At 69.7% G+C, this 23,850-nt stretch carries 24 protein-coding genes and 2 tRNA genes; 19 read left to right on the plus strand and 7 right to left on the minus strand.

Annotated elements, in window-relative coordinates; translation table 11 throughout:
* Positions 1-65 precede the first annotated feature (65 nt).
* Positions 66-743 carry a DUF1707 SHOCT-like domain-containing protein gene (locus tag QM711_RS00320; RefSeq protein ID WP_415095735.1) on the plus strand — a complete coding sequence of 226 codons (678 nt, stop codon included), beginning with the start codon at positions 66-68 and terminating at the stop codon, positions 741-743.
* A gap of 303 nt (positions 744-1,046) precedes the next feature.
* Here the strand turns inward: QM711_RS00320 and QM711_RS00325 are convergent, their stop codons facing one another.
* Entirely contained in the window at positions 1,047-1,337 is a 291-nt protein-coding gene (locus QM711_RS00325; RefSeq protein ID WP_415095736.1) for an isoamylase early set domain-containing protein, read from the minus strand.
* A 273-nt stretch (positions 1,338-1,610) separates the two neighbouring features.
* On the opposite strand from QM711_RS00325, the gene QM711_RS00330 reads away from it, so the two are divergent.
* From QM711_RS00330 to QM711_RS00345, 4 genes are all read left to right on the plus strand, one after another.
* A complete protein-coding gene (locus tag QM711_RS00330; RefSeq protein ID WP_415095737.1) occupies positions 1,611-2,414 on the plus strand; it encodes a fumarylacetoacetate hydrolase family protein in 804 nt (267 codons plus the stop codon).
* 1 nt (position 2,415) lies between these two features.
* Entirely contained in the window at positions 2,416-3,396 is a 981-nt protein-coding gene (locus QM711_RS00335; protein WP_415095738.1) for a lysostaphin resistance A-like protein, read from the plus strand.
* Positions 3,397-3,600: 204 nt separating this feature from the next.
* Positions 3,601-3,672 (plus strand) — tRNA-Gln (locus QM711_RS00340).
* A 67-nt stretch (positions 3,673-3,739) separates the two neighbouring features.
* Positions 3,740-3,812 (plus strand) — tRNA-Glu (locus QM711_RS00345).
* 52 nt (positions 3,813-3,864) lie between these two features.
* On the opposite strand, the gene QM711_RS00350 is transcribed toward QM711_RS00345, so the two are convergent.
* The 3 genes from QM711_RS00350 to QM711_RS00360 are packed head-to-tail and all read right to left on the minus strand — an operon-like array spanning position 3,865 to position 6,630.
* Complete coding sequence (locus QM711_RS00350; protein ID WP_415095739.1) at positions 3,865-4,263, minus strand: hypothetical protein; 399 nt, start codon at positions 4,261-4,263, stop codon at positions 3,865-3,867.
* On the minus strand, positions 4,263-4,517 hold the full coding sequence (locus tag QM711_RS00355) for a hypothetical protein (RefSeq protein ID WP_415095740.1): 255 nt from the start codon (positions 4,515-4,517) through the stop codon (positions 4,263-4,265). Before QM711_RS00355 ends, QM711_RS00350 begins: the two co-directional genes overlap by 1 nt.
* A gap of 1 nt (position 4,518) precedes the next feature.
* Entirely contained in the window at positions 4,519-6,630 is a 2,112-nt protein-coding gene (locus tag QM711_RS00360) for a hypothetical protein (protein WP_415095741.1), read from the minus strand.
* A 134-nt stretch (positions 6,631-6,764) separates the two neighbouring features.
* On the opposite strand from QM711_RS00360, the gene QM711_RS00365 reads away from it, so the two are divergent.
* Together QM711_RS00365 and QM711_RS00370 are read left to right on the plus strand one after the other, a co-directional pair.
* Positions 6,765-7,637, plus strand: a complete 873-nt coding sequence (locus QM711_RS00365) for a GNAT family N-acetyltransferase (protein ID WP_415095742.1) — start codon at positions 6,765-6,767, stop codon at positions 7,635-7,637.
* A 168-nt stretch (positions 7,638-7,805) separates the two neighbouring features.
* Positions 7,806-8,726, plus strand: a complete 921-nt coding sequence (locus QM711_RS00370) for a L,D-transpeptidase family protein (RefSeq protein ID WP_415095743.1) — start codon at positions 7,806-7,808, stop codon at positions 8,724-8,726.
* 160 nt (positions 8,727-8,886) lie between these two features.
* Here the strand turns inward: QM711_RS00370 and QM711_RS00375 are convergent, their stop codons facing one another.
* Complete coding sequence (locus tag QM711_RS00375; protein ID WP_415095744.1) at positions 8,887-9,609, minus strand: transposase; 723 nt, start codon at positions 9,607-9,609, stop codon at positions 8,887-8,889.
* A gap of 312 nt (positions 9,610-9,921) precedes the next feature.
* Positions 9,922-10,647 carry an IclR family transcriptional regulator gene (locus QM711_RS00380; protein ID WP_264701618.1) on the minus strand — a complete coding sequence of 242 codons (726 nt, stop codon included), beginning with the start codon at positions 10,645-10,647 and terminating at the stop codon, positions 9,922-9,924.
* A 93-nt stretch (positions 10,648-10,740) separates the two neighbouring features.
* Here QM711_RS00380 and leuC point away from each other — a divergent pair, with 93 nt between their 5' ends.
* The 4 genes from leuC (at position 10,741) to QM711_RS00400 (ending at position 14,972) form a co-directional block, all read left to right on the plus strand.
* Positions 10,741-12,138, plus strand: a complete 1,398-nt coding sequence (leuC, locus tag QM711_RS00385; protein WP_415095745.1) for a 3-isopropylmalate dehydratase large subunit — start codon at positions 10,741-10,743, stop codon at positions 12,136-12,138.
* 11 nt (positions 12,139-12,149) lie between these two features.
* On the plus strand, positions 12,150-12,755 hold the full coding sequence (gene leuD, locus QM711_RS00390; RefSeq protein WP_415095746.1) for a 3-isopropylmalate dehydratase small subunit: 606 nt from the start codon (positions 12,150-12,152) through the stop codon (positions 12,753-12,755).
* A gap of 244 nt (positions 12,756-12,999) precedes the next feature.
* On the plus strand, positions 13,000-13,773 hold the full coding sequence (locus QM711_RS00395) for a lysophospholipid acyltransferase family protein (protein WP_415095747.1): 774 nt from the start codon (positions 13,000-13,002) through the stop codon (positions 13,771-13,773).
* Between the two features lie 83 nt (positions 13,774-13,856).
* Positions 13,857-14,972: a D-alanine--D-alanine ligase family protein gene (locus QM711_RS00400; RefSeq protein WP_415095748.1), complete on the plus strand. Its 1,116-nt coding sequence runs from the start codon at positions 13,857-13,859 to the stop codon at positions 14,970-14,972.
* A 125-nt stretch (positions 14,973-15,097) separates the two neighbouring features.
* On the opposite strand, the gene rarD is transcribed toward QM711_RS00400, so the two are convergent.
* Positions 15,098-15,994 (minus strand): EamA family transporter RarD, encoded by an 897-nt coding sequence (rarD, locus tag QM711_RS00405; protein ID WP_415095749.1) that lies wholly within the window; start codon positions 15,992-15,994, stop codon positions 15,098-15,100.
* Between the two features lie 41 nt (positions 15,995-16,035).
* Between rarD and QM711_RS00410 the strand changes: the two genes are divergently transcribed.
* From QM711_RS00410 to recA, 8 genes are all read left to right on the plus strand, one after another.
* The gene (locus QM711_RS00410) at positions 16,036-16,983 is read left to right on the plus strand and encodes a thiamine-phosphate kinase (RefSeq protein WP_415095750.1); all 948 of its coding nucleotides are present in this window, start codon (positions 16,036-16,038) and stop codon (positions 16,981-16,983) included.
* 140 nt (positions 16,984-17,123) lie between these two features.
* Complete coding sequence (locus QM711_RS00415; protein WP_415095751.1) at positions 17,124-18,116, plus strand: esterase/lipase family protein; 993 nt, start codon at positions 17,124-17,126, stop codon at positions 18,114-18,116.
* A 153-nt stretch (positions 18,117-18,269) separates the two neighbouring features.
* Positions 18,270-20,699: a DNA translocase FtsK gene (locus tag QM711_RS00420; RefSeq protein WP_415095752.1), complete on the plus strand. Its 2,430-nt coding sequence runs from the start codon at positions 18,270-18,272 to the stop codon at positions 20,697-20,699.
* Between the two features lie 186 nt (positions 20,700-20,885).
* Positions 20,886-21,467: a CDP-alcohol phosphatidyltransferase family protein gene (locus tag QM711_RS00425; protein ID WP_415095753.1), complete on the plus strand. Its 582-nt coding sequence runs from the start codon at positions 20,886-20,888 to the stop codon at positions 21,465-21,467.
* Complete coding sequence (locus tag QM711_RS00430; protein ID WP_415095754.1) at positions 21,468-21,974, plus strand: CinA family protein; 507 nt, start codon at positions 21,468-21,470, stop codon at positions 21,972-21,974. It abuts the gene before it with no gap.
* A gap of 155 nt (positions 21,975-22,129) precedes the next feature.
* Complete coding sequence (locus QM711_RS00435; RefSeq protein ID WP_415095755.1) at positions 22,130-22,429, plus strand: helix-turn-helix domain-containing protein; 300 nt, start codon at positions 22,130-22,132, stop codon at positions 22,427-22,429.
* Between the two features lies 1 nt (position 22,430).
* On the plus strand, positions 22,431-22,625 hold the full coding sequence (locus QM711_RS00440; protein WP_415095756.1) for a DUF3046 domain-containing protein: 195 nt from the start codon (positions 22,431-22,433) through the stop codon (positions 22,623-22,625).
* 178 nt (positions 22,626-22,803) lie between these two features.
* Entirely contained in the window at positions 22,804-23,850 is a 1,047-nt protein-coding gene (gene recA, locus QM711_RS00445) for a recombinase RecA (RefSeq protein WP_415095757.1), read from the plus strand.

Raw genomic sequence — 23,850 nt, forward strand, 5'->3', positions numbered from 1 at the left:
GGGGATCGCCCGGCAGCGTAGGACGCCGTCTCCGCAGCGATGCCGAAGCACCCTAGGATCGGCGCATGACCGATCCGAACGCGCACCTGCGGGTGGGCAACGCCGAACGGGACGCCGCGGTAGCCGAACTGGAACGTGCCGCCGGCGAGGGCAAACTGTCGCCCGAGGAGCTGGCTGAGCGCACGGCGACCGCGCGGCAAGCCCGGACCTACGGCGAGCTGCACGCGCTGTTCTCCGACCTGCGCCCGCCGGAGAGCCCGTCGATGGCGCCCGTCCGGCTGCAGCAGGTCGAGGCCTATCCGGCTGTGCCGGGCGAGAGCTACCCGCCGCTGCCGTCGCCGAGCACGCTGCGTCCCGGCTATTCACCCGCCGATCCGCTGGTTCTCAACGCCGGATTCAGCGGTGCCAAGCGGACCGGGCAGTGGGAGGTGCCGCCGTTCCTCCAGGTCCAGGCGCTGGCCGACACGGTCCGGCTGGACTGCCTGCAGGCCAGGGCGGTCAGCGAGGTGATCGACCTGGAGGTGCTGCCCGGCGCCGGGACGGTGGTGGTCGTGGTGCCCGAGGGCTGGGGCGTGCTCTGCGACCGGCTGGGGAAGAGCTGGGGCTCGGTCAGCTCCAAGGTGCCCAGCCAGGCGGCCTGGGGCAATCCGCTGATCGTCGCCCGCGGCTCGGTCGGCCTGGGCTCGTTCAAGGCACGCGGTGCGAACTGGTTCGACCGCAAACGGCTCGGCCAGGACCGCTGAGCCGGCCGGCCCGTCCCCGCGCTCCCCGAACTATTTGGGGAAGCGCTGATCATCGCTGGTCGAGCTTGTCGAGACCCCTCTGGCAACCGGTTTCGACAAGCTCAACCAGCGAAACTCATCAATCATGTCCCGGCTGCGGCGCACCCGGTGGGCGATCGACGACCCCCAGCTCCTGCGCCGGATGACCCGATACGCCCACAAGATCTGGGCGTCGCAGCTCATCCCACCGGGCACGTGCTCGCTCGGAACAGCATTGCTCAGCACTCCCTGAGCGAGCGGAAGACCGTCAGCGGGTGGAACGGCTCACTTGACCGGGGCCAGGATCACGCTGGCGCCGGCATCGATGAAGTCGGCGTCGTGGTCATCGAACCAGCGACCGTTCTCGCCGAGGTAGCGGAAGGCGACGATGTAGTCGGACGGGAGCGTCACGGTGGCGCTCATGGTGCCGTTGGAGCGCTTCTTCAGCGGGTCTGTGCCGGGGGTCCAGTCGTTGAAGTTGCCCACCACGGAGACCTTGCCGGCGGGGTGATCGGAGGGCAACGCGAAGGTGATCTTGCGGGTGTCGGACTTCCGGGAGCCGGTCAGCTTCAGCATCGGGGTTACAGGCCTTTCGAATCGTGCAATGGGAGGTTCACAAGGGCGCCGAGGAGGGGGGAAGTCTGCCCGGCGTCCAGTCTGGCAGGCACTAGTCGATGTGACTATTTCGAGCGTGTCAGCCAGCTGCAGCACCGCCGACGGCCCTACAATCACCCGATCGGACGCCTGGGCCGCCCCGGCGACCGGGCGCGATCGGCGCTAAGCGGCCGCCGGCGTCCGACACCCCGCGTGGACCGGATCGCTCCCGGGTCGGCCGGTTAGGCTGCGGCCATGCGCATCGCCCGATATGTCGCCGACGACGGCGACCCCAGCTACGGCATCGTCGAACTGGCCGAGGACGCCGGAGGGCACCCCGACACCATCGCGGCGATCAGCGGCGATCCGCTGGCCGGGCCGGTGAAATACACCGGAGAGCGGCATGCCCTCGACGACATCCGGCTGGTCAGCCCGGTCATCCCGCGCAGCAAAGTCGTGGCCATCGGCAAGAACTACGCGGCGCACGCGGCCGAGTTCAACTCCACGGTTCCCACCGAACCGCTGGCCTTCCTGAAACCGAACACGTCGGTGATCGGGCCGGGGGAGCCGATCCTGTACCCGCCGGAGACCTCCGACCTGCACTTCGAGGGCGAGCTGGCGATCGTCATCGGACGGATCTGCCGCCGGGTTCCGGCCGAGCGGGCCGCCGAGGTGATCTTCGGCTACACCATCGCCAACGACGTCACCTGCCGCGACCTGCAGGCCAAGGACCGGCAGTGGAGTCGCGCCAAGGGCTACGACACCTTCTGCCCGCTCGGGCCGTGGATCTCCACGCACCTGAGCCTGGACGAGGTCGCGCAGCTGGAAATCTCGACCACCCTCAACGGGCAGGCCCGGCAAGCGTCCGACACTTCGCTGATGGTCTACCCGATCCCGCGGCTGATCGAGTTCGTCACCAGTTTCACCACGCTGCTGCCCGGCGATGTGATCCTTACCGGGACGCCTGAGGGCGTCGGTCCGATGCAGCCCGGTGACTCGGTCTCGGTGCAGATCACCGGCCTCGGCACGCTGACCAATCCCGTCGTGGCGGAGAGCTGAGGTGGCGGCGCTCAACGGGTCCTGGGTGGACCGCTTCGCCACCGAACCCACTCCGACCGGCGTCCGCTACGACGAGATCCTGCTCGGCGGGACCGATCGGCCGAAACTGCGGTCCGCCGCCGGCATCATGGCCGCCATCCTCGCCTTCTTCGTCTTCGCCCAGCTGGTCTCGCAACTGATGGCTGGGCTCGGCTGGCTGCTGCTGCGGCCCGGCGGCGAGTACCGCGACTGGCTGCGGGCCGTCGGCAGGTTCGAGATCCCCTGGGGGATGCTCTCGGGTCATCTGGCGCTGGCCACCCTGATCCCGATCAGCCTCGGGGCGGTGTTGTTCCTGCATCGCCGGCGCCCGGAGTGGCTGGCCTCGGTCCGGCCGTGGTTCCGCTGGCGCTACCTCGCGCTCAGCATGGTGCTGGCCTTCGTGCTGTTCAACGCGATGCTGTTCCTGCAGCACCTCGGCCAGCCGTTCCCGACCCTGAAACCCCAACCGGACTACTGGGTGTTCCTGGTGCTGATCCTGCTCACCTCGCCGCTGCAGGCGGCGGCCGAGGAGTTCTTCTTCCGCGGCTACATGCTGCAGTCGTTCCACACCCTGGCGCCACGCAGTCCCTGGTTCGGCGTGGTCTGCTCGGCCGCGCTGTTCGCGCTGTTCCACGGCACCCAGAACCTGCCGCTGTTCCTCGACCGGTTCGCCTTCGGCGTCCTGGTCGGGGTGCTGGTGGTGCGCACGGGCGGCCTTGAGGCGGCGATCGGCGCCCATGTGGTGAACAACCTGATGGCGTTCAGCTACGCCGGGCTGTACTCGACGATCGCCGAGGTGAAGGCCACCCAGGTGATCGGCTGGATCGACCTGGCCTGGGACCTGGGCGGCTTCGGCGTGTTCACTCTGCTCGCCCTGCTGCTCGGACGCCGGCTGCAGTTGGCGGTGACCACGCCGGGAACCCGCACGGCCGAGGGTGTGGACCCGTGGGAGCGGGGACACTGAGCCAGCGGGTCGCCGCCGGCCGGACCCCACGCAATAGGGATCCGGATCGGGCCGGGTCAGACCTGCCCAATCCGGATCCTCGTCTGGGACGGCCTGCCAGGTGAAGGTCGAGACCTCCCGCGTGCCGCTCGGTGAGCCCTGATTTGGAGGCCGCGCCGCGGATTCGGTAACGTTGCTCCTCGCTGGCCCGACAAGGGCCAGCGATGGGGTATGGGGTAATTGGCAGCCCGCCGGATTCTGGTTCCGTCAGTCTAGGTTCGAGTCCTAGTACCCCAGCGCAGAAGATTCGCTTCAGCTGTGCTGGCTTGGTAATCTTCCACAGGTCGCTTCGTGCGACCGCTAGGGCCCCGTTGTGTAGCGGCCTAGCACGCCGCCCTCTCAAGGCGGTAGCGCGGGTTCGAATCCCGTCGGGGCTGCCGAGGACCCGCCCGCACTGGGCGGGTTTCGTCGTTTCGGATCGCGCTCGCGTCACTCGTCCAACACCGTCACCAGCGGCGAATCGATGTCCGGCTCGGGCAGATACTCGTTGTCGAGAGCCATCCGCTCGATCAGCATCGCGGCACCGGACAACGCCAGACCCGCGGCGGCGACGTCCCGGACCGGCAGCCGGCCGCCGAACAGCACGACCGCGACGCCGGCTCCGACCCATACCGAGGTGCAGGCGAAGCAGTCCATCAGCCCGGCGAGCGGGGGGCCGTCCACCGCTCTCCGCAGTCGGACGACGGCCTGGCCCGGGCCGTCCTCGCTGACCAGTAGCCGGCTGACCCGCCAGCTGGCCAGCGCGCCGACCCCGAGGCCGATCAACGTCCCCAACGGCGGCCGGCCGGATCGCGGGATCCGGCCGGCCGCCGTGCGGGGGGTGGGCATCAGCCGAGCCGCTCGAAGAAGCCGGTGCGCAGCAGGGCCACCGCATCGCGCGGGTCGACCACGATCACCGGAGCCTCGGCGGACACCTGGTAGCGCGTCCGGGTGACCGGCCCGTCCACGGCGGCGGTCACCCGGCGTCGCCAGCGCAACCGCACCGGCGCCGCCCGTACGCTTGCCGCCTCGGGGCGGGCCGCCACGCCGGGCGCTGGCGCAGTGACCCGCAACGCCGCCCGATTGCCGCCACAGCAGCTCATCTCACACCCCGATTCCGAGGGTGACCTCGCTGACATTGCGCATCCACTGGGCGCAGTTCTCCAGCGTCCGCTTGCCCGCCTCGAGCCGGATCAGGTAGCAGCACGGGATAGGGAAGGCGACCTGGGTGTCGATCTTCAGCCGGAACGTGCCACCGCTCCAGAACGGCCGGGTGGCGCCGCCGGCCAGCGCACCGGCGTAGTCGCTGGCGTCCGGACCCCCGCTGATGCAGCTGAGGGTGCCGTTGGCGAGCAGGTCCACCACGCTGGAGTTGGCGAAGTGGGTGGTCAGGGTGAACCAGCCCAGGTGGCCGTCCGGATCGGTGACCTCGAACTCGATCTCGGTCACGCTGCCGCGCTCGGGCCGGATGGTGTCGCACGGGGCCACCTCGACGCCGTCGATGAAGACCTTGCCGATGAAGGTGTCCGGCTCGACCGTGCAGACGTGGACGCCGCCGCAGTTGTGGCTCGGGTCGTGGCCGAGCGCGGTGATCACCCGGTTGTCGATCACCAGAACGCAGGACGCCTGGGTCTCGCGATCGCAGCCCAGCACGGGCTCGGGGCCGGTGAACTCCTCCGGAGCGGTCTTGGTGAACTGGACGACCCGCAGGTGGTGGCGTCCGTCGACCAGCTTGGTCGAGTCGAGCGACAACAGCAGGTCGTAGTTGGTGGACATCCAGTACCTGCTGCCGCCCGGCGACCAGTCGCCGTAGTGGGTGTCCTCGAAGTGCCGCCGGGTCTCGTAGACCTCGTAGGCGCCCACGGTCACCGGGTTGAACGCCTCGCTACCGACGATGGGGCCGGGGAACAACTGCCAGTAGCGGGAGAACGGGGCCGCCGCACCCTTGGGCAACGGCAGCCAGGTGGTTCCGCCGTCGGTGGAGTGCTCGAACGCGTAGTAGTCGACGCCGATCAGGTCGCTGGGGTTCTGCCGGATCGGGACGCTGCCGCCGAACGGGATGTCGAGTTGCTGGTCGACGCCGTCGGTGTAGGTGACCAGGTAGCCCTCCACGGCCGCGGGGGTGCCGGCCGGAGCGCCGGCGTTGCCGGCCACATGGTGCATGCCGTGGTCGCAGACCGAGTCCAGGATCAAGCAGTCCTCGCCGGGCGGCTCGGGCAGGCAGCACGCCTCACGGTTGGCGACCAGGGTGACCTCGAGGTCGTCGGGAACGTCCCAGCGAGTCTCGTTGACGCCCTCGTACAGCACCGTGACCGGACCCTGGCCGCAGTCCTGAACCGCCCGGAAGACCAGGTCGGGACGGCAGTCCCGCCAGGGCGACCAGGGCAGCCACGGCCAGATGGCCAGCCGTTCCAGCTCGGGCGAGGCCGGCAGTGCCGAGACCAGCCGGTCGCGCACCTTGTCGAGAGTTGCCGGGTCGAGGTCGCTGAGCGGCTGCCGGGAGATCGCCGCCAACTCGCGGTCCTGGCGCCCCAGCAGCGTGCCGAAGGTGGCCAGCGAGGGCTGCAGGGTGGGCGGCTCGAGCCGGATGTCGGGGAACTGATCGAGCACCTTGGCGACCTGGCCGGCGAGGCTGTCGTCGAGGGTCCAGGGGCGGACGCGGAACCACCACCACCAGGGATACAGGCCGCAGCACCAGCGGAACGTCATGCTGAACGTGCCGTCGGGTTCGGTGGTGGTGCAGGCGATCTCGTCGCGGCTGGTCCAGATGAACCAGCGGTCGATGTCGTCCACGCAGACCCGGGCGCCGGGCACGCCGCGGCCGTCCGGACAGACCAGCCGGCCCTTGACGGTGATCGTCCGGCACCAGCGCTTCCACCAGCCCCAATGGAACGGGCCGATCTTGATCGGTGCCAGGGTGACCTGCTTCAGGTCCTCCCACATCCGGGACGGCACGCTGACCGCCAATGTCTCGGCGTCCAGGATCTGGCTGTCGTCGGCGTCCGCGGGGCCGATCGCCACCTTGAGGCGTCCGGGGCGGGCGGGAAAGGTGAGTCGTGCCTCGCTGGCGTCCTGACCGCCGAGGGTGACCGTGGTGCTGCTGGTGTTGCCGTCCGGCGTCCGGGCGACGACCTTGACCTGGTCGTCGCGGGCGAGGTCGGTCAGCTCGCGGTGGTCGAGCGGCACCTTCAGGACGAACTGATCGCGGGTTGCCATGGTGGCTCCTTGGAGTGGGCAGGGCCGGTTGCCCTGGCGTCGCGTTGAGGAGCGCCCGGATCGGCCGGCGGAATACGCCTGATGCGGGGGTAGAACTGCGGAGCAGCACAACTGCGTAGCCGCCGGTCCGGTCGATGGCCGGCGCGGACGGCGTGCTGGCCGGCGGGCACAGTGGTGCGGTGGACATCGTCAGCTTGCAGCGCCGCTGCGCCCGCACCTGGCCCGGGCTGGAGCAGGCCCGGCTGGGGGAGTGGGAGTTGCGGGCCGCCGGCGGCTTCACCGGACGCGCCAACTCGGCTCTGCCGCTCGGCGACCCCGGAATGCCGTTGCCGGATGCGGTGGATCGGGTGGTCGCCTGGTACGCCGAGCGCGGACTGCGGCCGCGGTTCCAGCTGCCCGCCCGGTTGCCGGCTGCACAGGATCGGCGTCCGGGCTCTTCGGACGGCGAGGTGGTCCCCGGGGTTGCCGAGTTGTGCGATGCGCGCGGCTGGATCAGTGAGCCCTGGACGGCGGTGATGCTGGCCGATCCCACGGCGGCCGATGCGATGGCGGCCGATGCGATGGCGGCGGAGACCGACGTCTGGTCCGGGAACGGTCTCCCCGACCCCGAACTCCGCTGGTCGCCAAAGCCGGATTCGGACTGGATGAGCCGCTATCACCGAGCCGGCAGGGTTCCGCCGGACGCGGCCCGCCGAGTTGTCGCGGCCGCGCCGGCGCACTACCTGTCGCTGTGGGCGCACGGTGAGCTGATCGGGATCGGACGGCTCGCGCTGGCTGGGGAGCTTGCGGTGCTGAGCGCGATCGAGGTGGTGCCGCGGGCGCGCCGGCGCGGCCTCGGCAGCCTGATCACCCGGGCACTGGTCGCCCGCGGTGTGCAGTGTGGGGCGGCGCTGACCTGCCTGCAAGTGCTGGCCGACAACGCGGCCGCGATCGGACTCTACCGCCGGTTCGGGTTCTGGACCGATCACCACTACCGATACCGCAGCCCGGTCCCCGAAACCAGCTGATCAGCGCGGCCACCGCCGCTCGGGCGGTGCCGAGATCCTTATCGGCTCAGTCTGGGCCAGGGGTCCCGCGGCCCGTCCGCGCCGCCGTGCCCTCGGTGAGCCGATGCGGAGCTTTCGCCCCGCGGCAGGTAGGCTGCCCTGGTTCCCATTTCTTTCTGGAGGACCGTGGTGACCACACCCCACTTCCCGCTGACCGCTTCCGACCGGGCCAGTCGCCGGCGTCCGCTGCTGCCGGCAGTCGGCTGCGCCGTCGCCACGCTCGCCCTGCTCGGCGGGTGCGCGGTCGCCACACCGGCGGTCGCGCCCTCGGTGGCCCCGACCACGGTCGGGTCGACCCAGCCGAGCACGTCCACGTCGGCGACCCCGTCCGCCACCCCCACGCCTCCGGCCGATCCGCTCGCGCACTTGAGCGCGGCCAAGCGGAAGCAGTACAAGGCCTGCATGTCGCAGAAGCTGCGCGCCGGGTCGTCCGGCTCCTGTGTCAGCTTCTTGCAGACCGAACTGAAGTCGGCCGGCTTCTACCCGTGGGCCAAGTCCCGGTACGTGACGGTGGCGGGTGCCAACGCGATCCTGAACTACCAGCGTTCGCGCGGCCTGACCGCCGACGGCTGGGTAGGCAAGGGCACCTGGATGGCGCTGGCCACCAAGGCGCCGAGCGTGTCCAGTGAGCTGCCGAAGACCTGCTACACCAAGGGCGTCGTCCTGTGCGTCGATCAGGCGCACCGCAGGCTGAGCTGGTTGAAGAACGGCAAGGTCGTCAAGACGTTCAAGGTCCGGCTCGGCGGTTACGCGCAGCACGCCAAAACCCACATCTGGCGCAACTTCCCGACCGCGAACGGCACCTGGAAGGTGTACGACAAGCAGGTCAACCCCTACTCCGAGAACTACGGTTCCGGAGCCATGCCGTACAGCACCATGTTCTACCCGGACATGTACGTGCATTACTCACCCGGCTTCAATCGGGTCGGCTATCGCGCATCGAGCCACGGCTGTGTGAACATCGGTAAGCGCAGTGACGCAATCTGGATCTTCAAGAACACCCCGATCGGATCCAAGGTGCACATCTTCTCGCCCAAGTCCACCACCTGATCATCGGTCCGCTTCGCGCGAGGCCACGCATGCCGGGGGACGGTTCTTTTCGTTCGCGTTTCGCATGCTCGGGGACGGTTCTTTTCGTTCGCGTTTCGCATGTCGGGGGACGGTTCTTTTCGTTCGCGTTTCGCATGTCGGGGGACGGTTCTTGACTGCTCTAGCGGGGGGTCAGGGTGGTCGCGGCGGCTTGGAGCCTGCGAACGGCGTAGAGAGACAAGCCGGTTGCCGCTGCGATCTGCCCATATCGGACGCCGCGCGTCCGGAGCTCCTTCACGGTCCGCCGCCGGACTGACAGCGGGAGGTCCTGGAACTCCGCCGGTCGGCGCGTCCCGCAGATCTCAAGCACGAAGTCGTCGACGTCGGCCTGGGTGGGCGGGGACATTCCGAGCATCTCGGCGCCGGGCGCGGTGGGCGCCGTGTTGCCGAGCTCGTGGAGAGTTCCCGCCGGAAGTAGCTGCTCAAGCCGGTGATGGTCCGCAATTCCCGACTTCTCATCAAGGAATCTGCGGCTGCTCCACCTGTATTCCTCCGGCCGTGCTGTGAGACCGGCCTTCACCGGATTGGCCCAGACGTAACGCACCAGAGTGAGCAGGTACTCGTCGGCATCGACCGGACGGCTCTTGAAGCGATCCTGGAAGAGATGTCCGACCCGGCCGTACTTGCGGTTGAACCACGTCGCATAGCGGACGCCGAGTCGCTTCATTACGGTCGCGAGAGGCTCCCCAGTGGCCTGGATGACGAGATGGACGTGGTTGGCCATCAGGCAATAGGCGAGAACGAGACAGCCCGACGCGTCCTTGGTGAGGCTGAGGGCACGCAGGAACCGTTCGAAATCCTCGTCCTCCAAGAAGATTGCATCCCGATTCACGCCCCGCATCATGACGTGATAGATCCCTGATTCGGCGGGCTGCCGAGCGTGACGAGTCATGGCCTTCTCCGGGTTCGACTGGAGGCACGAGCCTAGGCAACAGGTGCAGGGCGGACGAGTGGTCAGCCGCAATCTGTGGATAACTCCGGATCGGGGCCGGCGTCGATGCCGCTGGATCCAGTCGGCCGCCGAGGTGTGAGCAGGGTGATCAAACCCCGGCATCCGGTTTGGAACGGAAAGAACCGTCCCCGGGCGTGCGGGTTTGGAACGGAAAGAACCGTCCCCGGGCGTGCGGGTTTGGAACGGAAAGAACCGTCCCCGAGGTCAGCCCTCGGCGCCGCTGCGGCGCAGGACCTCGCTGAGCCGCTCGGCGGCGGCCATCACCGCGGGGGCGTGCAGGCGTCCGGGCTGACGGGAGAGGCGCTCGATCGGGCCGGAGACGCTGACCGCGGCGATCACCTTGCCGGACGGCGACCGCACCGGCGCCGACACCGAGGCCACGCCGTTCTCGCGCTCGCCGACGGACTGGGCCCAGCCGCGGCGTCGGACGGTGGCCAGCGCGACCGCGGAGAAGGACGAGCTGAGCAGGCCGCGCTGGATCCGCTCGGGATCCTCCCAGGCCAGCAGCACCTGGGCAGCGGAACCGGCCGACATGGTCAGCTGCGAACCGACCGGGACGGTGTCGCGCAGCCCGGCCGGACGCTCGGCGGCGGCGGCGCAGACGCGCATATCGCCCTGGCGGCGGAAGAGCTGCGCCGATTCGCCGGTGATATCGCGCAGTCGGGCCAGTACCGGGCCGGCGGTGGCCAGCAGCCGGTCCTCGCCGGCGGCCGAGGCAAGTTCGGTGAGCCGCGGGCCGAGGACGAAGCGGCCTTGCAGATCGCGGCTGACCAGCCGATGATGTTCGAGGGCAACTGCGAGCCGGTGTGCGGTCGGTCGGGCCAAGCCGGTTGCGGTGACCAGTCCGGCCAGGGTGGTCGGCCCTTGTTCGAGCGCGGTCAGTACCAGAGCCGCTTTGTCGAGCACCCCAACACCACTAGAGTTGTCCATAGTCCGATACTGCCGTCTCGAATCATGATATGCAAGCGATCCAGGCGTATTGTAGGCCAGCCGTTCATCCGCGTGCCAGATCTGGGAGGCAGCATGGGCAAGACCCTGAGTGACAAGGTGTGGGAGAACCACGTCGTCCGGACCGCTCCCGGCGAGCCCGATCTGCTCTACATCGACCTTCATCTCGTCCACGAGGTGACCTCTCCGCAGGCCTTCGACGGCCTGCGGATGGCTGGCCGCAGCGTCCGTCGCACCGACCTGACGATGGCCACCGAGGACCACAACACCCCGACCCTGAACATCCTCAGCCCGATTGCCGACCCGGTCAGCAAGCTGCAGGTCGACACCCTGCGCAACAACACCAGGGAGTTCGGCGTCCGGATCCACTCGCTGGGCGATAAGGACCAGGGCGTGGTGCACATCATCGGTCCGCAGCTCGGCCTGACCCAGCCCGGTCTGACCGTGGTCTGCGGCGACTCGCACACCTCCACCCACGGCGCCTTCGGCGCGCTGGCGTTCGGCATCGGCACCTCCGAGGTCGAGCATGTGCTGGCCACCCAGACGCTGCCGCAGGCCCGTCCCAAGACGATGGCGGTCAACATCAACGGCACGCTGGCCGACGGGGTCACCCCCAAGGACGTCGTGCTCGCGCTGATCGCCAAGGTCGGCACCGGCGGCGGCCAGGGCTACGTGGTCGAGTACCGCGGCAACGTCATGCGCGAGATGAGCATGGAGGGCCGCATGACGATCTGCAATATGTCGATCGAGTGGGGCGCCAAGGCCGGCATGGTGGCGCCGGACGACACCACCTTCGCCTACCTGAAGGGCCGTCCGCACGCCCCCGAGGGCGACGACTGGGATGCCGCCGTCGAGTTCTGGCGGACCCTCTACACCGACGACGACGCCGTCTTCGACGTCGAGGTCGACATCGACGCCGACAAGCTGACGCCGTTCGTCACCTGGGGCACCAACCCCGGCCAGGGCGTCCCGCTGGGTGCCGCCGTGCCGACCCCGGACGCCTTCACCGATCCGGTCGACCGAGCCGCCGCCGAGCGGGCGCTGGAGTACATGGCGCTCGAAGCGGGTACGCCGATGCGCGACATCCGGGTGGACACCGTCTTCCTGGGATCGTGCACCAACGGCCGGATCGAGGATCTCCGGCTGGCCGCCTCGGTGATCAAGGGCCGCCGGGTCGCCGACGGCGTCCGGATGCTGGTGGTGCCCGGCTCGGCTCGGGTCCGGCTGCAGGCCATGGACGAAGGGCTCGACCAGGTCTTCAAGGACGCCGGCGCCGAATGGCGCGAGGCCGGCTGCTCGATGTGCCTGGGCATGAACCCCGACCAGCTGGCCCCCGGTGAGCGGTCCGCGTCCACCTCCAACCGCAACTTCGAGGGCCGCCAGGGCAAGGGCGGCCGCACCCACCTGGTGTCGCCGCCGGTGGCCGCAGCCACCGCGGTGCGGGGCACCCTGTCCTCGCCCGCCGACCTGTAAGGAGCAGCCCGATGGACAAATTCGACTCCCACACCGGGGTGGCCGTTCCGCTGCGCCGCAGCAACGTGGACACCGACCAGATCATCCCGGCCGTGTACCTGAAGCGGGTCACCCGGACCGGCTTCGAGGACGGGCTGTTCGCCGCCTGGCGCAACGACCCCGAGTTCGTGCTCAACAACCCGGCGTACGCGAGCGGTTCGGTCCTCGTCGCCGGCCCGGACTTCGGTACCGGATCGTCGCGCGAGCATGCCGTCTGGGCGCTGCAGAACTACGGCTTCAAGGTCGTCATCGGATCCCGGTTCGGCGACATCTTCCGCTCCAACTCGGGCAAGGCCGGCCTGCTGATCGCCGTCGTCAGCCAGGACGTGGTCGAGCAGCTCTGGGCTTTCATCGAGGCGAATCCGGGCGCGAGCCTCACCGTCAACCTGGTCGACAAGACCATCACCGCCGGCGATGACCGTTACGGCTTCGACATCGACGACTACACCCGGCACCGGCTGCTCAACGGCTTGGACGACATCGGCCTCACCTTGCAGCATGCGGATCTGATCAGCGCCTTCGAGGCCCGGCGTCCGGCCTTCCTGCCGCGGACGCAGCCGGCCCGCACCGCCGGCTGAGCCGCGACGACCGGAACCGCGGGTCTTCGTTGGTGGAGTTCGTCGAGACCTGGACGTGCGCTTCCTGGCAGGGGTTTCGACAAGCCCAATCCGCGGTGGTCGCTCAGATCGGCACGACCCGGCCGCTTCGGTCCTAGTGGCGCGCAAGGTTTGTTGCAGTTTGGACACGTCCCGCTCGGGGCCGCTTTTCGGCCGCCGGGCCGCCAGTACCCTGAGGCGACCCCAGCCCGTCTAGGAGCCAGAGATGACTCGCGCAGCGCTGCCGCTCTCGCGGGCGAACCCGACGCCCGCTGAGCCGCTGTTCAGGGTGCTGGCCCAGCTGCTCGGACCGGTGCTGCGGGTGGTCACCAGGCAGGACTGGCGGGGCGGCGAGAAGCTGCCCCGCACCGGCGCGGTGATCGTGGTGACCAATCACATCTCGAACTTCGACCCGGTCGCACTGGGCCACTTCCTGATCTGGCACGGACGCTGGCCGCGGGCGCTGGCCAAGAGCGAGCTCTGGCATCTCCCGGTGGTTGGCTGGCTGGCCCGGTCGCTGGCTCAGATCCCGGTCGAACGCCGGACGCCGCGGGCCCGGGAATCGCTGGCTGCCGCCGCGGACGCCCTGGCCAGGGGCGAATGCGTGGTGATCTATCCCGAAGGCACCATCACCGCCGATCCGGAGGGCTGGCCGATGACCGGCCATCCCGGAGCGGCTCGCTTGGCGTTGCAGACCGGGGCGCCGGTGGTCCCGATCGGCCAGTGGGGGGCACACCAGGTGATGGCCGGGCGCGGGGCATCGGTGCCACGGCTGCTGCCGCGTTCGACGATGCAGGTGCTGGTCGGCGATCCGGTGGATCTGGGAGACCTGTACGACGCCAGCGAGTCGCCCACCGCCGCCGCCGAGGGCAGCATGCGGATCATGGACGCGATCAGCGCGCTGGTCGGCGAGCTGCGTGGTCGAACGCCGCCTGCCGACCGCTACGACCGGCGGGCGGGCAAGCGGATTCCGCGGGACTGGGCGGGCGAAGTGGTCTGAACCGCGTCCCGGGCAGGTCGTCGGCACGAACCTGTGGAGCCGATCCTCTAGGGTTCGGAGGACGGCCGAACGCAGGAGGAAGCATGGTTCAGCGCACCCGGGTGGGCATCGTCTTCGGTGGCACCAGTTCCGAACACGACGTGTCCTGCCTGACCGCCGGGGGTGTCAGCCGAGCCATCGATCCCGAGCGTTTCGAGGTGGTTGGCATCGGCATCACTCCGTCGGGGCGTTGGGTCCAGGTGGACGGCGACAAGCTCCGTACCCTGCGCAAACAGGGCGACGTGCTGCCGCGCCTCGACGAATCGCTGCCGACCGCCGTGCTGCTGCCCGGCGCCGAGGCCGGCGGTGCCCGGATCGCCACCATCGCCGGCGACCGGTTGATCGATGTCCGGCCCTTCGACGTCGCGTTCACCTTGCTGCACGGGCCGTTCGGCGAGGACGGAACCATCCAGGGCATGTTCGAGATGCTCGGCATCCCCTACGTGGGCTCGGGAGTTGCCGCCAGCGCCAACGGGATGGACAAGGACCTGATGAAGCGGACGTTGTCGGCGTCCGGGCTGCCGGGCTGCCGGTTCGTGACCGTGACCGCCCGGCAGTGGGATGCCGAGCGGGAGGCGTCCCTGAAACGGATCGCCGAGCTGGGCTTCCCGATCTTCGTGAAGCCGGCCCGCGGCGGTTCCAGCGTCGGCATCACCAAGGTCGACAGCCTCGACGAACTCGAGCAGGCCGTCCTGTTCGCGCAGAAATTCGACCCGAAGCTGGTCATCGAAGAGGGTGTGCTCGGTGCCCGCGAGATCGAGTTCGCCGTTCTCGGCGGACGCGGGGGAGCGCCCCGGGTGTCGTTGCCCGGCGAGATCGTGATGCGCGCCGACGGCGCCTTCTACGACTTCGACGCCAAATACGTCTCCGACGACGACGCCGTCCTCAAGGTGCCGACCGAACTCGCCGACGACCTGCGGGAGCGCGCCGCCGGCGTCGCTGCCCGGACCTTCGAGGCGATGGGCGCCGAGGGCCTGGCGCGGGTGGACCTGTTCCTCACCGCCGACGGCCGGGTGCTGGTCAACGAGATCAACACGATGCCCGGCTTCACCCACATCTCGATGTTCCCGGCGCTCTGGGCAGCCTCGGGGATCGACTACCCGGCCCTGATCGCCGATCTGATCGAGCAGGCGCTGGAGCGGCCGGCCGGCCTGCGCTGAGGTGTGTCCCCGGCGAGGCTCGGCGACGCGGGTCGAGCACCCGGGCCGGTCGATGCCGGCGTCCGTCGAGCGAATGCCGCCGCCGCGCTCGCCGCCCTGGTATCGAGGAGCGCAGCTGACTCCCGCTACACCGGCTCGGTGGCCGGGGGAGGCTGGTGCGCCCGGATCGTCAGGGTGAGATAGATCACCGAACCGATCCAGACCGCGACCAGGCCCACCCAGTAGGTCGGTGTCACCTGCTCGCCGAACAAGGTGATGCCGAGCAGGAACTGGATGGTCGGCGAGACGTACTGCAGGATGCCCAGCACCCCGAACGGCAGCCGCGGCGCCGCCACCGCGAAGCACCACAGCGGCACCGCGGTGACCGCGCCGGCCAGCACCAGCAGCACGGTCAGGCCGGGCGCATGCCCGAACTGGCCGCTCGGGCCGAGCCACAGCAGGTAGGGCAAGGCCAGCGGAAGGAGAAATGCCGACTCCACCAGCAGTCCCTGCAGGGCGGTCAGCGAGGAGCGCTTCTTCACCACCCCGTAGAGCGCGAAACTCACCGCCAGCGACAGCGAAACCCATAGTCCCTGCCAACTCGCGGCCGAGATGACGATCACCCCGGCCAGGGTGATCCCGCCGCCGATCCGGGCGCCGAGACCCATCCGCTCGCCGAACAGCACCACCCCGGCCAACACGATCACCAGCGGATTGATGAAATATCCCAGCGAGGCCTCGACCACGTGGCCGTTGTTGACCGCCCAGATGTAGATCAGCCAGTTCGCGCCGATCAACCCGGCCGCCGCGACCAGGCTCGGCAGCGCCGCGCGGGTGAACACCGACGTGCGCAGCCAGGCCCAGCCGCCGCGCAGCGCGAACAGCAGCACCAGGACCAGCAGGAAGGACCAGACGATCCGGTGGGCGAGGATCTCCAGCGGACCGGCCGGCTTGAGTGAGGCGAGGAAGGGCGGCAGGAAGCCCCAGGTCACGTACGCGGCCGAGGCCGCCCCCAACGCCTGCTTGCGGCTGATCTCCGGCACCAGGGGATGGTTCCACCGACAAGGTCCTAAGCTCAACTTCCATGGCGGGACGCACGATGGCCGAGACCCACGAATTCGACCTGATCGGCTCGATCACGGCCGGCTTGCCGACCGGCCCGGCGGCGCGGGTCGGTCCCGGCGACGATTGCGCGGTGTTCGCAGCGGACGGCGACGTGGCGGTCTCCACCGACACCATGGTCGAGAACGTCCACTTCCGCCGCACCTGGTCGGCTCCCGAGGACGTCGGACGCAAGGCGGTGGCGGCCGCCGTCGCCGACCTGGAGGCGATGGGTGCGCGCCCGATCGGGGTGGTGCTGGCCCTCACCCTTCCGGCTGAGCTGGAGGTCTCCTGGGTCGAAGGATTCAACGCCGGCGTGCGGCAGGAGTGCGCCCTCTCCGGTGCGTTGTTGCTGGGCGGCGACATCACCCGCGGACGCGACATCACCGCCACCGCGACGGTGTTCGGCGAGTTGCAGGGGCGTGGGCCGGTGACCAGGGCGGGGGCGCGTCCGGGCGATGTGGTCGCGGTCTGCGGACGGCTCGGCTGGGCCGCCGCCGGCCTCACCGTGCTGAACCGCGGCTTCCGCTCCCCGCGTGCCGTGGTGGTGGCCCACCGGGTGCCGGAGCCGCCGTACGGCCAGGGCATCGTCGCGCAGCAGGCCGGGGCGTCCGCAATGATCGACTGCTCGGACGGCCTGCTCGCCGACCTCGGGCACATCGCCGAGGCGTCCGGGGTGGCGATCGATGTGGACACCTCGAAGCTCGACATCGCCGAACCGCAGAGCGTGGTGGCGGCGGCGGTCGGGGGAGGGGACCCGCTCACCTTCATCCTGACCGGCGGTGACGACCATGCCCTGCTGGCCACCTTCGACCCGGGCCACGTACCCGAGGGCTGGCGGGTGATCGGTGCCGTCGCGGCCGGCGACCCGACGGTCACCGTGGACGGTGCGGCCTGGGAGGGTGACGCGGTCGGCTGGCGTCACTTCTGAGCGCGGCGGGCCGCTTCCGCCAGGCGACCCGACCGACTGACGCACCGCTGGCCGAGCCTCTCCCGACCTCGTGCGGGCCCCGGCGGAGTATCACGGCGACGGCCGCCGCCTCCTTCTCGGCAAGCAGAAGGAGACTTTCGATGACCGCCCAGGCCGCGCCGCACCCCCGTGACTCCGTCGCGCGCCTGCGGCTGCCGGACGGGGGGTGGGTTCAGGTCGACGGGCCGCTGACCCCGGGGGTTCCGCTGGTGCTGCTGCTACACGGCTTCCACGGTGGCCTGGCCAGCATGACCGGCGCCCAGCCCGGCCGCGTAGGCTGGCGCGAAGCCCTGCTGGCTTCGGGGTTCAGTACCTTCAGCTACACCCAGACGGCCCCGGACGGACCGCTTGCGCCGAACCTCGAGCAGTTGGCCGAGATCGCTGCCGGACCGCTCAGCAATGACCCGCGGCTGCGCCGGCTGCCACTGGCAGTCGTCGCGCACAGCCGCGGCGGACTGCTGGCCCGGATGCTGCTCGATCGGGCCGCTCGGCAAGTCCGGCTGCGGGGCATCCTCGACCGGACCCGGCAGGTGATCACGCTGCATACGCCGTATGCCGGATCCGGCCTGGCCGGCCTGGCGGTGGGAGTCGATCGCAGCGCGCGGCGGCTGCAGGCGGCGGTGGCGTCACTCGGCCTGCGCCCGACCGTGCTGGCCAGCCTCTGTTCGCTTTCGGCGTCCCCGGCGGTCGCCGAGCTGGCGCCCGGCAGTCCGACCCTTCGCGAGCTGGCCGGACGGCCCGCGCCCGCGGGCGTTCCCTGGCACACCTTCGGCGGGATCAGCGCCGATCTGCGCCGGATCTACCCACTGCTCGATCCGGCGGGACCGAGCCGCCGGCCATCGGCACCCGCCCGGATCGCCCGCAGCCGCGGCCTCACCGAGGTGCTCGGCGTCCTGGACCGGCTCGCGCTGCTCAGCCCGGCGCTCCGCGACGGCGAAGGCGACGTGGTGGTTGCGGACGCGTCGGCTCGGCTGCCGTGGGCCGCCAGCCACACCGTCAACCGGCTGACCCACGTCGAGGCGCTCTGGGACACCGGCCTGCAGCGTCAGGTGATCGCCCTGCTGGGCGATCATCCGGTCCTCGCCGCAGCCTGAACCGCGGGCGTCAAACAAGGATCCGGATCGGGCCGGTCTGTTCCGGCCCGATCCGGATCACTATTTCCACCCCGCCGCCAGCTGGTGGGAGCTGACCGGTGTTGGCGGCGTGGAGGCTGGGCGGAAGGCACCCGATGTCCTAGGGTGTCGGGCATGGCGACCCGCGCGTCTTCCCCATCGCGGTCGCGTAACAGCGCCACGCGCAGTTCCGCACCGCGGTCGTCCGGAAGCAAGAAACCACCGGCCCGCTCGTCCTCGCGCGGGCGCACCAAGAAGCGTCCCGGCGTACTGCCGGCGCTCGGTCGCGGCATCGCCGCGGTCTGGAACGCGCTGGCCCGCGGCGTCGGTGCGCTGGCTCGCGGCATCGGGCACGGCGCCCGCGACCTCGACCCCGCGCTGCGTCGGGACGGCGCCGGCCTGGCCCTGATCGCGCTGGCCATCCTGGTGGCGGCCGAGTTCTGGTTCGGGATGCCAGGCGCCTTCGGCCGCTGGGTCCGGATCGGGGTCAGCACCGTGTTCGGCTCGCTCGGGGTGGCGCTTCCGCTGCTCGCCCTGGCGATGGCCTGGCGAACCCTGCGGCACCCCGACCACAACGGCCCGGCCGGCCGTCAGGTGGTCGGCTGGAGCAGCGCGCTGCTCGGCCTGCTCGGCCTGATCCACATCTCCAAGGGGATGCCCCGGTTCCCCAACGCCGAAGCCGTCCGGGAAGCCGGCGGAGCGCTGGGCTTCATCGCGTCCACCATCGTCGCCGACCTGGTCACCGTCTGGGTGGCGGTTCCGCTGCTGGTCCTGCTGCTGCTCTTCGGCGTGCTGGTCATCGTCGGCATTCCGCTGCACGAACTGGCGACCCGGTTCGCCGAGTTCCGGGCGAAGCTGCCCAGCAAGCCCGAACGGCCCGCGACCCCGGAACTGAAGTACGGCGTCGACGAGGCCTACGACACGCCGCTGGTGGGTGACCTGGAACCGGCCGAGATCGACCTGATCGAGGACGAGCCCGAACCGGCCCAGCCGGTCACCGCGGGGCGGGCGCCGTCCGCCGAAGCGGTCCAACACGAGTTGCCGGCCCCCGAGCACAGCCATGCACCGGCGCGGGCCGAGCAGCTCCAGCTCAGCGGCGACGTCCAGTACCTGCTGCCGGAACCGACCGTGCTGAAGGCCGGATCGGTGCCGAAAGCCCGCACCCAGGCCAGCGACGCGGTGGTCGGACGGCTCACCGAGGTGCTGCGCCAGTTCGAGATCGACGCCACTGTCACCGGCTACATGCGCGGCCCGACAGTGACCCGCTACGAGGTCGAGCTCGGCCCCGCTGTCAAGGTCGAGAAGGTCACCGCGCTGGGCAAGAACATCGCCTACGCGGTCGCCTCGGCCGACGTCCGGATCCTGTCGCCGATCCCGGGCAAGTCGGCGATCGGCATCGAGATCCCGAACGCCGACAAAGAGATCGTCTCGCTGGGTGACGTACTGCGCAGCCCGACTGCTCGCAACGACCACCACCCGATGACGGTCGGCCTCGGCAAGGATGTGGAGGGCGGCTACCTGGTGGCCAACATGGCCAAGATGCCGCACCTGCTGGTCGCCGGCGCCACCGGCTCGGGCAAGTCCAGCTTCGTGAACTCGCTGATCACCTCGATCATGATGCGGGCCACCCCGGACGAGGTGCAGTTGCTGCTGGTCGACCCCAAGCGGGTGGAACTCACCCATTACGAGGGCATTCCGCACCTGGTTACGCCGATCATCACCAGCCCGAAGAAGGCCGCCGAGGCGCTGCAGTGGGTGTGCCGCGAGATGGACACCCGCTACGACGACCTGGCCGCCTTCGGCTTCCGGCACGTCGATGACTTCAACAAGGCCGTCCGAGCCGGCGCGGTGAAGCTGCCGCCGGGGTCCGAGCGGGTGCTCGCGCCCTACCCGTACCTGCTGGTGATCGTCGACGAGCTGGCCGACCTGATGATGGTCGCGCCACGCGACGTCGAGGACTCGATCGTCCGGATCACCCAGCTGGCCCGGGCCGCCGGCATCCACCTGGTGCTGGCCACCCAGCGTCCGTCGACCGACGTGGTGACCGGCCTGATCAAGGCCAATGTGCCGTCCCGGCTGGCGTTCGCGACGGCGTCCATGACCGACTCCCGGGTCATCCTGGACTCACCCGGCGCCGAGAAGCTGGTCGGTCAGGGCGACGGGCTGTTCCTGCCGATGGGGGCGTCAAAGGCGATCCGGGTTCAGGGTGCCTGGGTCACCGAGGCTGAGATCCGCCAAGTCGCCAAGCACGTCACCGAACAGCTGCAGCCGCAGTACCGCGACGATGTCGCGGCGGCGCCCGAGGCGTCCGCCAAGGTGGCCGAGGACATCGGCGACGACCTGGAACTGGTGCTCGAGGCGGCCACCCTGGTGGTCAACCTGCAACTCGGCTCGACCTCGATGCTGCAGCGAAAGCTGCGGGTCGGCTTCGCCAAGGCCGGACGACTGATGGACATCCTGGAGACCCGCGGTGTGGTCGGACCGTCCGAGGGCTCGAAGCCGCGCGAGGTGCTGGTGAAGCCCGACGACCTCGACGAGGTGCTGGTCAACCTCCGCGAAGGCTGAGACCGAACGCACCCGGGACGGCTCGTGCGACAGTAGGCGGCTCGACCAGCCGTCACACAGGTGGCTGGGATAGATTTGCGACGTGACCGCGTGCGTGCAACTGGCGAACCTCCCTGCCATGCGCGGGGATGCCGGCACCGCGGCCCGAGCCGCCGAGCGGGCCGGCGCCGATCCGGCTGAGGCTTCATGAGCGAGCAGCCCAGCCGGCTCAACGCCGCGAACGCCCTCACCCTGCTGCGCCTGGTGCTGGTGCCGGTATTCGCCTGGATGCTGCTCAGCCACCCCGCGGATCTCGGCTGGCGGCTCGGCTCCACGGCCGTTTTCGCGATCGCGATCGCAACCGACGCCGTGGACGGCCGGATCGCCCGCCGCTACAACCTGATCACCGATTTCGGCAAGCTCTGGGATTCGATCGCCGACAAGGCGCTGACCGGGATGGCGTTCGTCGGGCTGAGCATCATCGGGGAATTGCCCTGGTGGGTGACGGCGCTGGTGCTGGCGCGCGAGTGGGGCATCACCTGGATGCGCGTGGCGATGCTGAAGTACGGGGTGATGGCAGCCAACGCCGGTGGCAAGTTGAAGACGGTGCTGCAGAGCGTGGCGCTGCTGCTGTACCTTCCGGGCCTGCCGCTGATGCCTGTCTGGCTACAGTGGACGGCCTGGATCGCAATGACCGCGGCCGTCGGCGTGACCCTGGTGACGGCGATCGCCTACATCCGCGAGGCGATCGCTCTGCGGAACCGTGGCCCGGCCGGACAGGAGGACTAGATGACCCAGCGGTCGCTCGCCGAGGTAGTCGGACGGACGCTGACCGAGCGTGGTCTGACCCTGGCGACATCGGAGTCGCTGACCGGTGGACTGCTGGGTGCGACGCTCACCGCGGTCCCGGGCGCCTCGCGGTACTACCTGGGCGGCGTGGTGGTCTACGCCACCGAGCAGAAGGCCCGGATCGGGGCCGTGGACCCCGCGGTGCTGCACAGCCACGGGGTCATCTCGGAACAGACCGCGGTCGAGATGGTGGTCGGCGTCCAGGAGCTGACCGGCTCCGACTACGCGCTCGCGGCGTCCGGGGTGGCCGGTCCCGCCTCGCAGGAGGGACGGCCGCCCGGCGAGGTGTGGATCGCGGTGTTGGGACCCACGATCGGGAACATCCGGTCTTCACCGACCGCGCTGCGCTTCGAGTTCGAGGGCGACCGCGACGCGGTCCGGGAACAGACCGTCGCGGCGGCGCTGCGGATGCTGCTCGACCTGCTCGATCCGGTCAGCCGGGACTGAGGCCGGACGCCGGAGGCGCTTTGTGCGCCGAGCCCCCGGTCCGCCGGGTCCGGGCGGCTGCGGCGGGGCCGGTGGTGGGGAATCGGAACATATCCCGGCCGACTCGTGTTGAGGCAGGACGTCAATGAGAGCTATGGATGGGTAGAGTCGTGGCCATGATCGCTGCCGAGGCCGACCGGCCGCAGTTGATGCGGGAATTGCTGGGCGAGTCGTTGCGTGAGTTGCGCAACGCCGATCGGCGCACCCTGCGCGAGGTGTCCTCGTCGGCGCGGGTGAGCCTGGGCTACCTGTCCGAGATCGAGCGTGGCCAGAAGGAGCCCTCCAGCGAGTTGCTGAACGCGATCTGCGGCGCCCTCGGCGTCCCGCTGTCCGTGGTGCTGCGCCGGGTCAGCGACAAATACGATGACCGGGACGCGGTGGTGCACCTGCCGGTCCGGGCGCGGGTCGCCGCCTGACGTGCGCGAAGCCGAGTTGTGGGCACGCCTGACGAACCAGATGGGGCGGGTCCCGGCGCTGTTGTGGGCAGAGAGTCACGTGGTGTCCGAGCTCGGCAGCCGCACCGTGCGTGAGGCGCTCGCCGCCGGAGTGCCGTGCAAGGAAATCTGGCGCGCGGTCTGGCGCAATCTGGAGCTTCCCGCGTCCGAGCGGTGACGGCGTGTCGGACGTGTTTCGAACATTTGTTCGGTAGTGTTCAAGTCCGGTGGCCCGGGCTGAACAGCCGGTTATCCACAGGCGCGAACGAGTTTGACTCTTTTGTCAGTGCCCGTTCGTAAGGTGACAGCAAGAGCTTGGGAGACGGCGACGGCCGGACGAGGAAGGACGACACGACATGGCGATTGCAGATCGCGAGAAGGCGCTCGAGGCGGCTCTCGCCCAAATCGAGAAACAGCACGGCAAGGGCTCGGTGATGCGGCTGGGCGAGGAGACCCGGCAGCCGATCGAGGTGATCCCGACCGGATCGATCGCGCTCGACGTGGCGCTCGGCATCGGCGGGCTGCCCCGCGGCCGGGTGGTCGAGATCTACGGTCCCGAATCGAGCGGCAAGACGACGGTGGCGTTGCACGCGATCGCCAGCGCGCAGGCGGCGGGCGGCATCTGTGCGTTCATCGATGCCGAGCATGCGCTCGACCCGGCCTATGCCGAGAAGCTGGGCGTCGACACCGACGCCCTACTGGTCAGCCAGCCCGACAACGGTGAACAGGCGCTTGAGATCGCCGACATGCTGGTCCGGTCCGGCGCGCTGGCGCTGATCGTGATCGACTCGGTGGCTGCGCTCACTCCGCGAGCCGAGATCGAAGGCGAGATGGGTGACAGCCACGTCGGTCTGCAAGCCCGGTTGATGAGCCAGGCGCTGCGCAAGATGACGGGTGCCCTGGCCGGCGCCGGTACCACCGCGATCTTCATCAACCAGCTGCGCGAGAAGATCGGGGTGATGTTCGGTTCGCCCGAGACCACCACCGGCGGCAAGGCGCTGAAGTTCTACTCCTCGGTGCGGCTCGACGTGCGCCGCATCGAGACCCTGAAGGACGGCTCCGACATGGTCGGCAACCGCACCCGGGTCAAGGTGGTGAAGAACAAGATGGCGCCGCCGTTCAAGCAGGCCGAGTTCGACATCATCTACGGCAAGGGGATCAGCCGCGAGGGCAGCCTGATCGACCTGGGTGTCGAGACCGGCCTGGTGCGCAAGGCGGGTGCCTGGTTCACCTACGAGGCCGACCAACTGGGTCAGGGCAAGGAGAATGCCCGCAAGTACCTGAAGAAGAACCCCGAGGTGGCCGACGAGTTGGAAAGCCGGATCCTCAAGCATCTGGGCATCGGCGAGGTCGGCGACGTGCCGCCCGGCGTCGATCCGGTGACCGGTGAGGTCGCGTTCTGA

Source organism: Micropruina sp. (genome assembly GCF_047602385.1).
In the GTDB taxonomy this organism is placed as follows: domain Bacteria; phylum Actinomycetota; class Actinomycetes; order Propionibacteriales; family Propionibacteriaceae; genus Micropruina.

Excerpts from the sequence above, each read along its gene's own strand:
- QM711_RS00320 (WP_415095735.1), top strand. The coding sequence starts at position 66 with ATGACCGATCCGAACGCGCACCTGCGGGTGGGCAACGCCGAACGGGAC.
- QM711_RS00325 (WP_415095736.1), bottom strand. The coding sequence starts at position 1,337 with ATGCTGAAGCTGACCGGCTCCCGGAAGTCCGACACCCGCAAGATCACC.
- QM711_RS00330 (WP_415095737.1), top strand. The coding sequence starts at position 1,611 with ATGCGCATCGCCCGATATGTCGCCGACGACGGCGACCCCAGCTACGGC.
- QM711_RS00350 (WP_415095739.1), bottom strand. The coding sequence starts at position 4,263 with ATGCCCACCCCCCGCACGGCGGCCGGCCGGATCCCGCGATCCGGCCGG.
- QM711_RS00355 (WP_415095740.1), bottom strand. The coding sequence starts at position 4,517 with ATGAGCTGCTGTGGCGGCAATCGGGCGGCGTTGCGGGTCACTGCGCCA.
- QM711_RS00360 (WP_415095741.1), bottom strand. The coding sequence starts at position 6,630 with ATGGCAACCCGCGATCAGTTCGTCCTGAAGGTGCCGCTCGACCACCGC.
- QM711_RS00365 (WP_415095742.1), top strand. The coding sequence starts at position 6,765 with ATGGCCGGCGCGGACGGCGTGCTGGCCGGCGGGCACAGTGGTGCGGTG.
- QM711_RS00375 (WP_415095744.1), bottom strand. The coding sequence starts at position 9,609 with ATGATGCGGGGCGTGAATCGGGATGCAATCTTCTTGGAGGACGAGGAT.
- QM711_RS00380 (WP_264701618.1), bottom strand. The coding sequence starts at position 10,647 with ATGGACAACTCTAGTGGTGTTGGGGTGCTCGACAAAGCGGCTCTGGTA.
- leuC (WP_415095745.1), top strand. The coding sequence starts at position 10,741 with ATGGGCAAGACCCTGAGTGACAAGGTGTGGGAGAACCACGTCGTCCGG.
- leuD (WP_415095746.1), top strand. The coding sequence starts at position 12,150 with ATGGACAAATTCGACTCCCACACCGGGGTGGCCGTTCCGCTGCGCCGC.
- QM711_RS00395 (WP_415095747.1), top strand. The coding sequence starts at position 13,000 with ATGACTCGCGCAGCGCTGCCGCTCTCGCGGGCGAACCCGACGCCCGCT.
- QM711_RS00400 (WP_415095748.1), top strand. The coding sequence starts at position 13,857 with ATGGTTCAGCGCACCCGGGTGGGCATCGTCTTCGGTGGCACCAGTTCC.
- QM711_RS00410 (WP_415095750.1), top strand. The coding sequence starts at position 16,036 with ATGGCGGGACGCACGATGGCCGAGACCCACGAATTCGACCTGATCGGC.
- QM711_RS00415 (WP_415095751.1), top strand. The coding sequence starts at position 17,124 with ATGACCGCCCAGGCCGCGCCGCACCCCCGTGACTCCGTCGCGCGCCTG.
- QM711_RS00420 (WP_415095752.1), top strand. The coding sequence starts at position 18,270 with ATGGCGACCCGCGCGTCTTCCCCATCGCGGTCGCGTAACAGCGCCACG.
- QM711_RS00425 (WP_415095753.1), top strand. The coding sequence starts at position 20,886 with ATGAGCGAGCAGCCCAGCCGGCTCAACGCCGCGAACGCCCTCACCCTG.
- QM711_RS00430 (WP_415095754.1), top strand. The coding sequence starts at position 21,468 with ATGACCCAGCGGTCGCTCGCCGAGGTAGTCGGACGGACGCTGACCGAG.
- QM711_RS00435 (WP_415095755.1), top strand. The coding sequence starts at position 22,130 with ATGATCGCTGCCGAGGCCGACCGGCCGCAGTTGATGCGGGAATTGCTG.
- recA (WP_415095757.1), top strand. The coding sequence starts at position 22,804 with ATGGCGATTGCAGATCGCGAGAAGGCGCTCGAGGCGGCTCTCGCCCAA.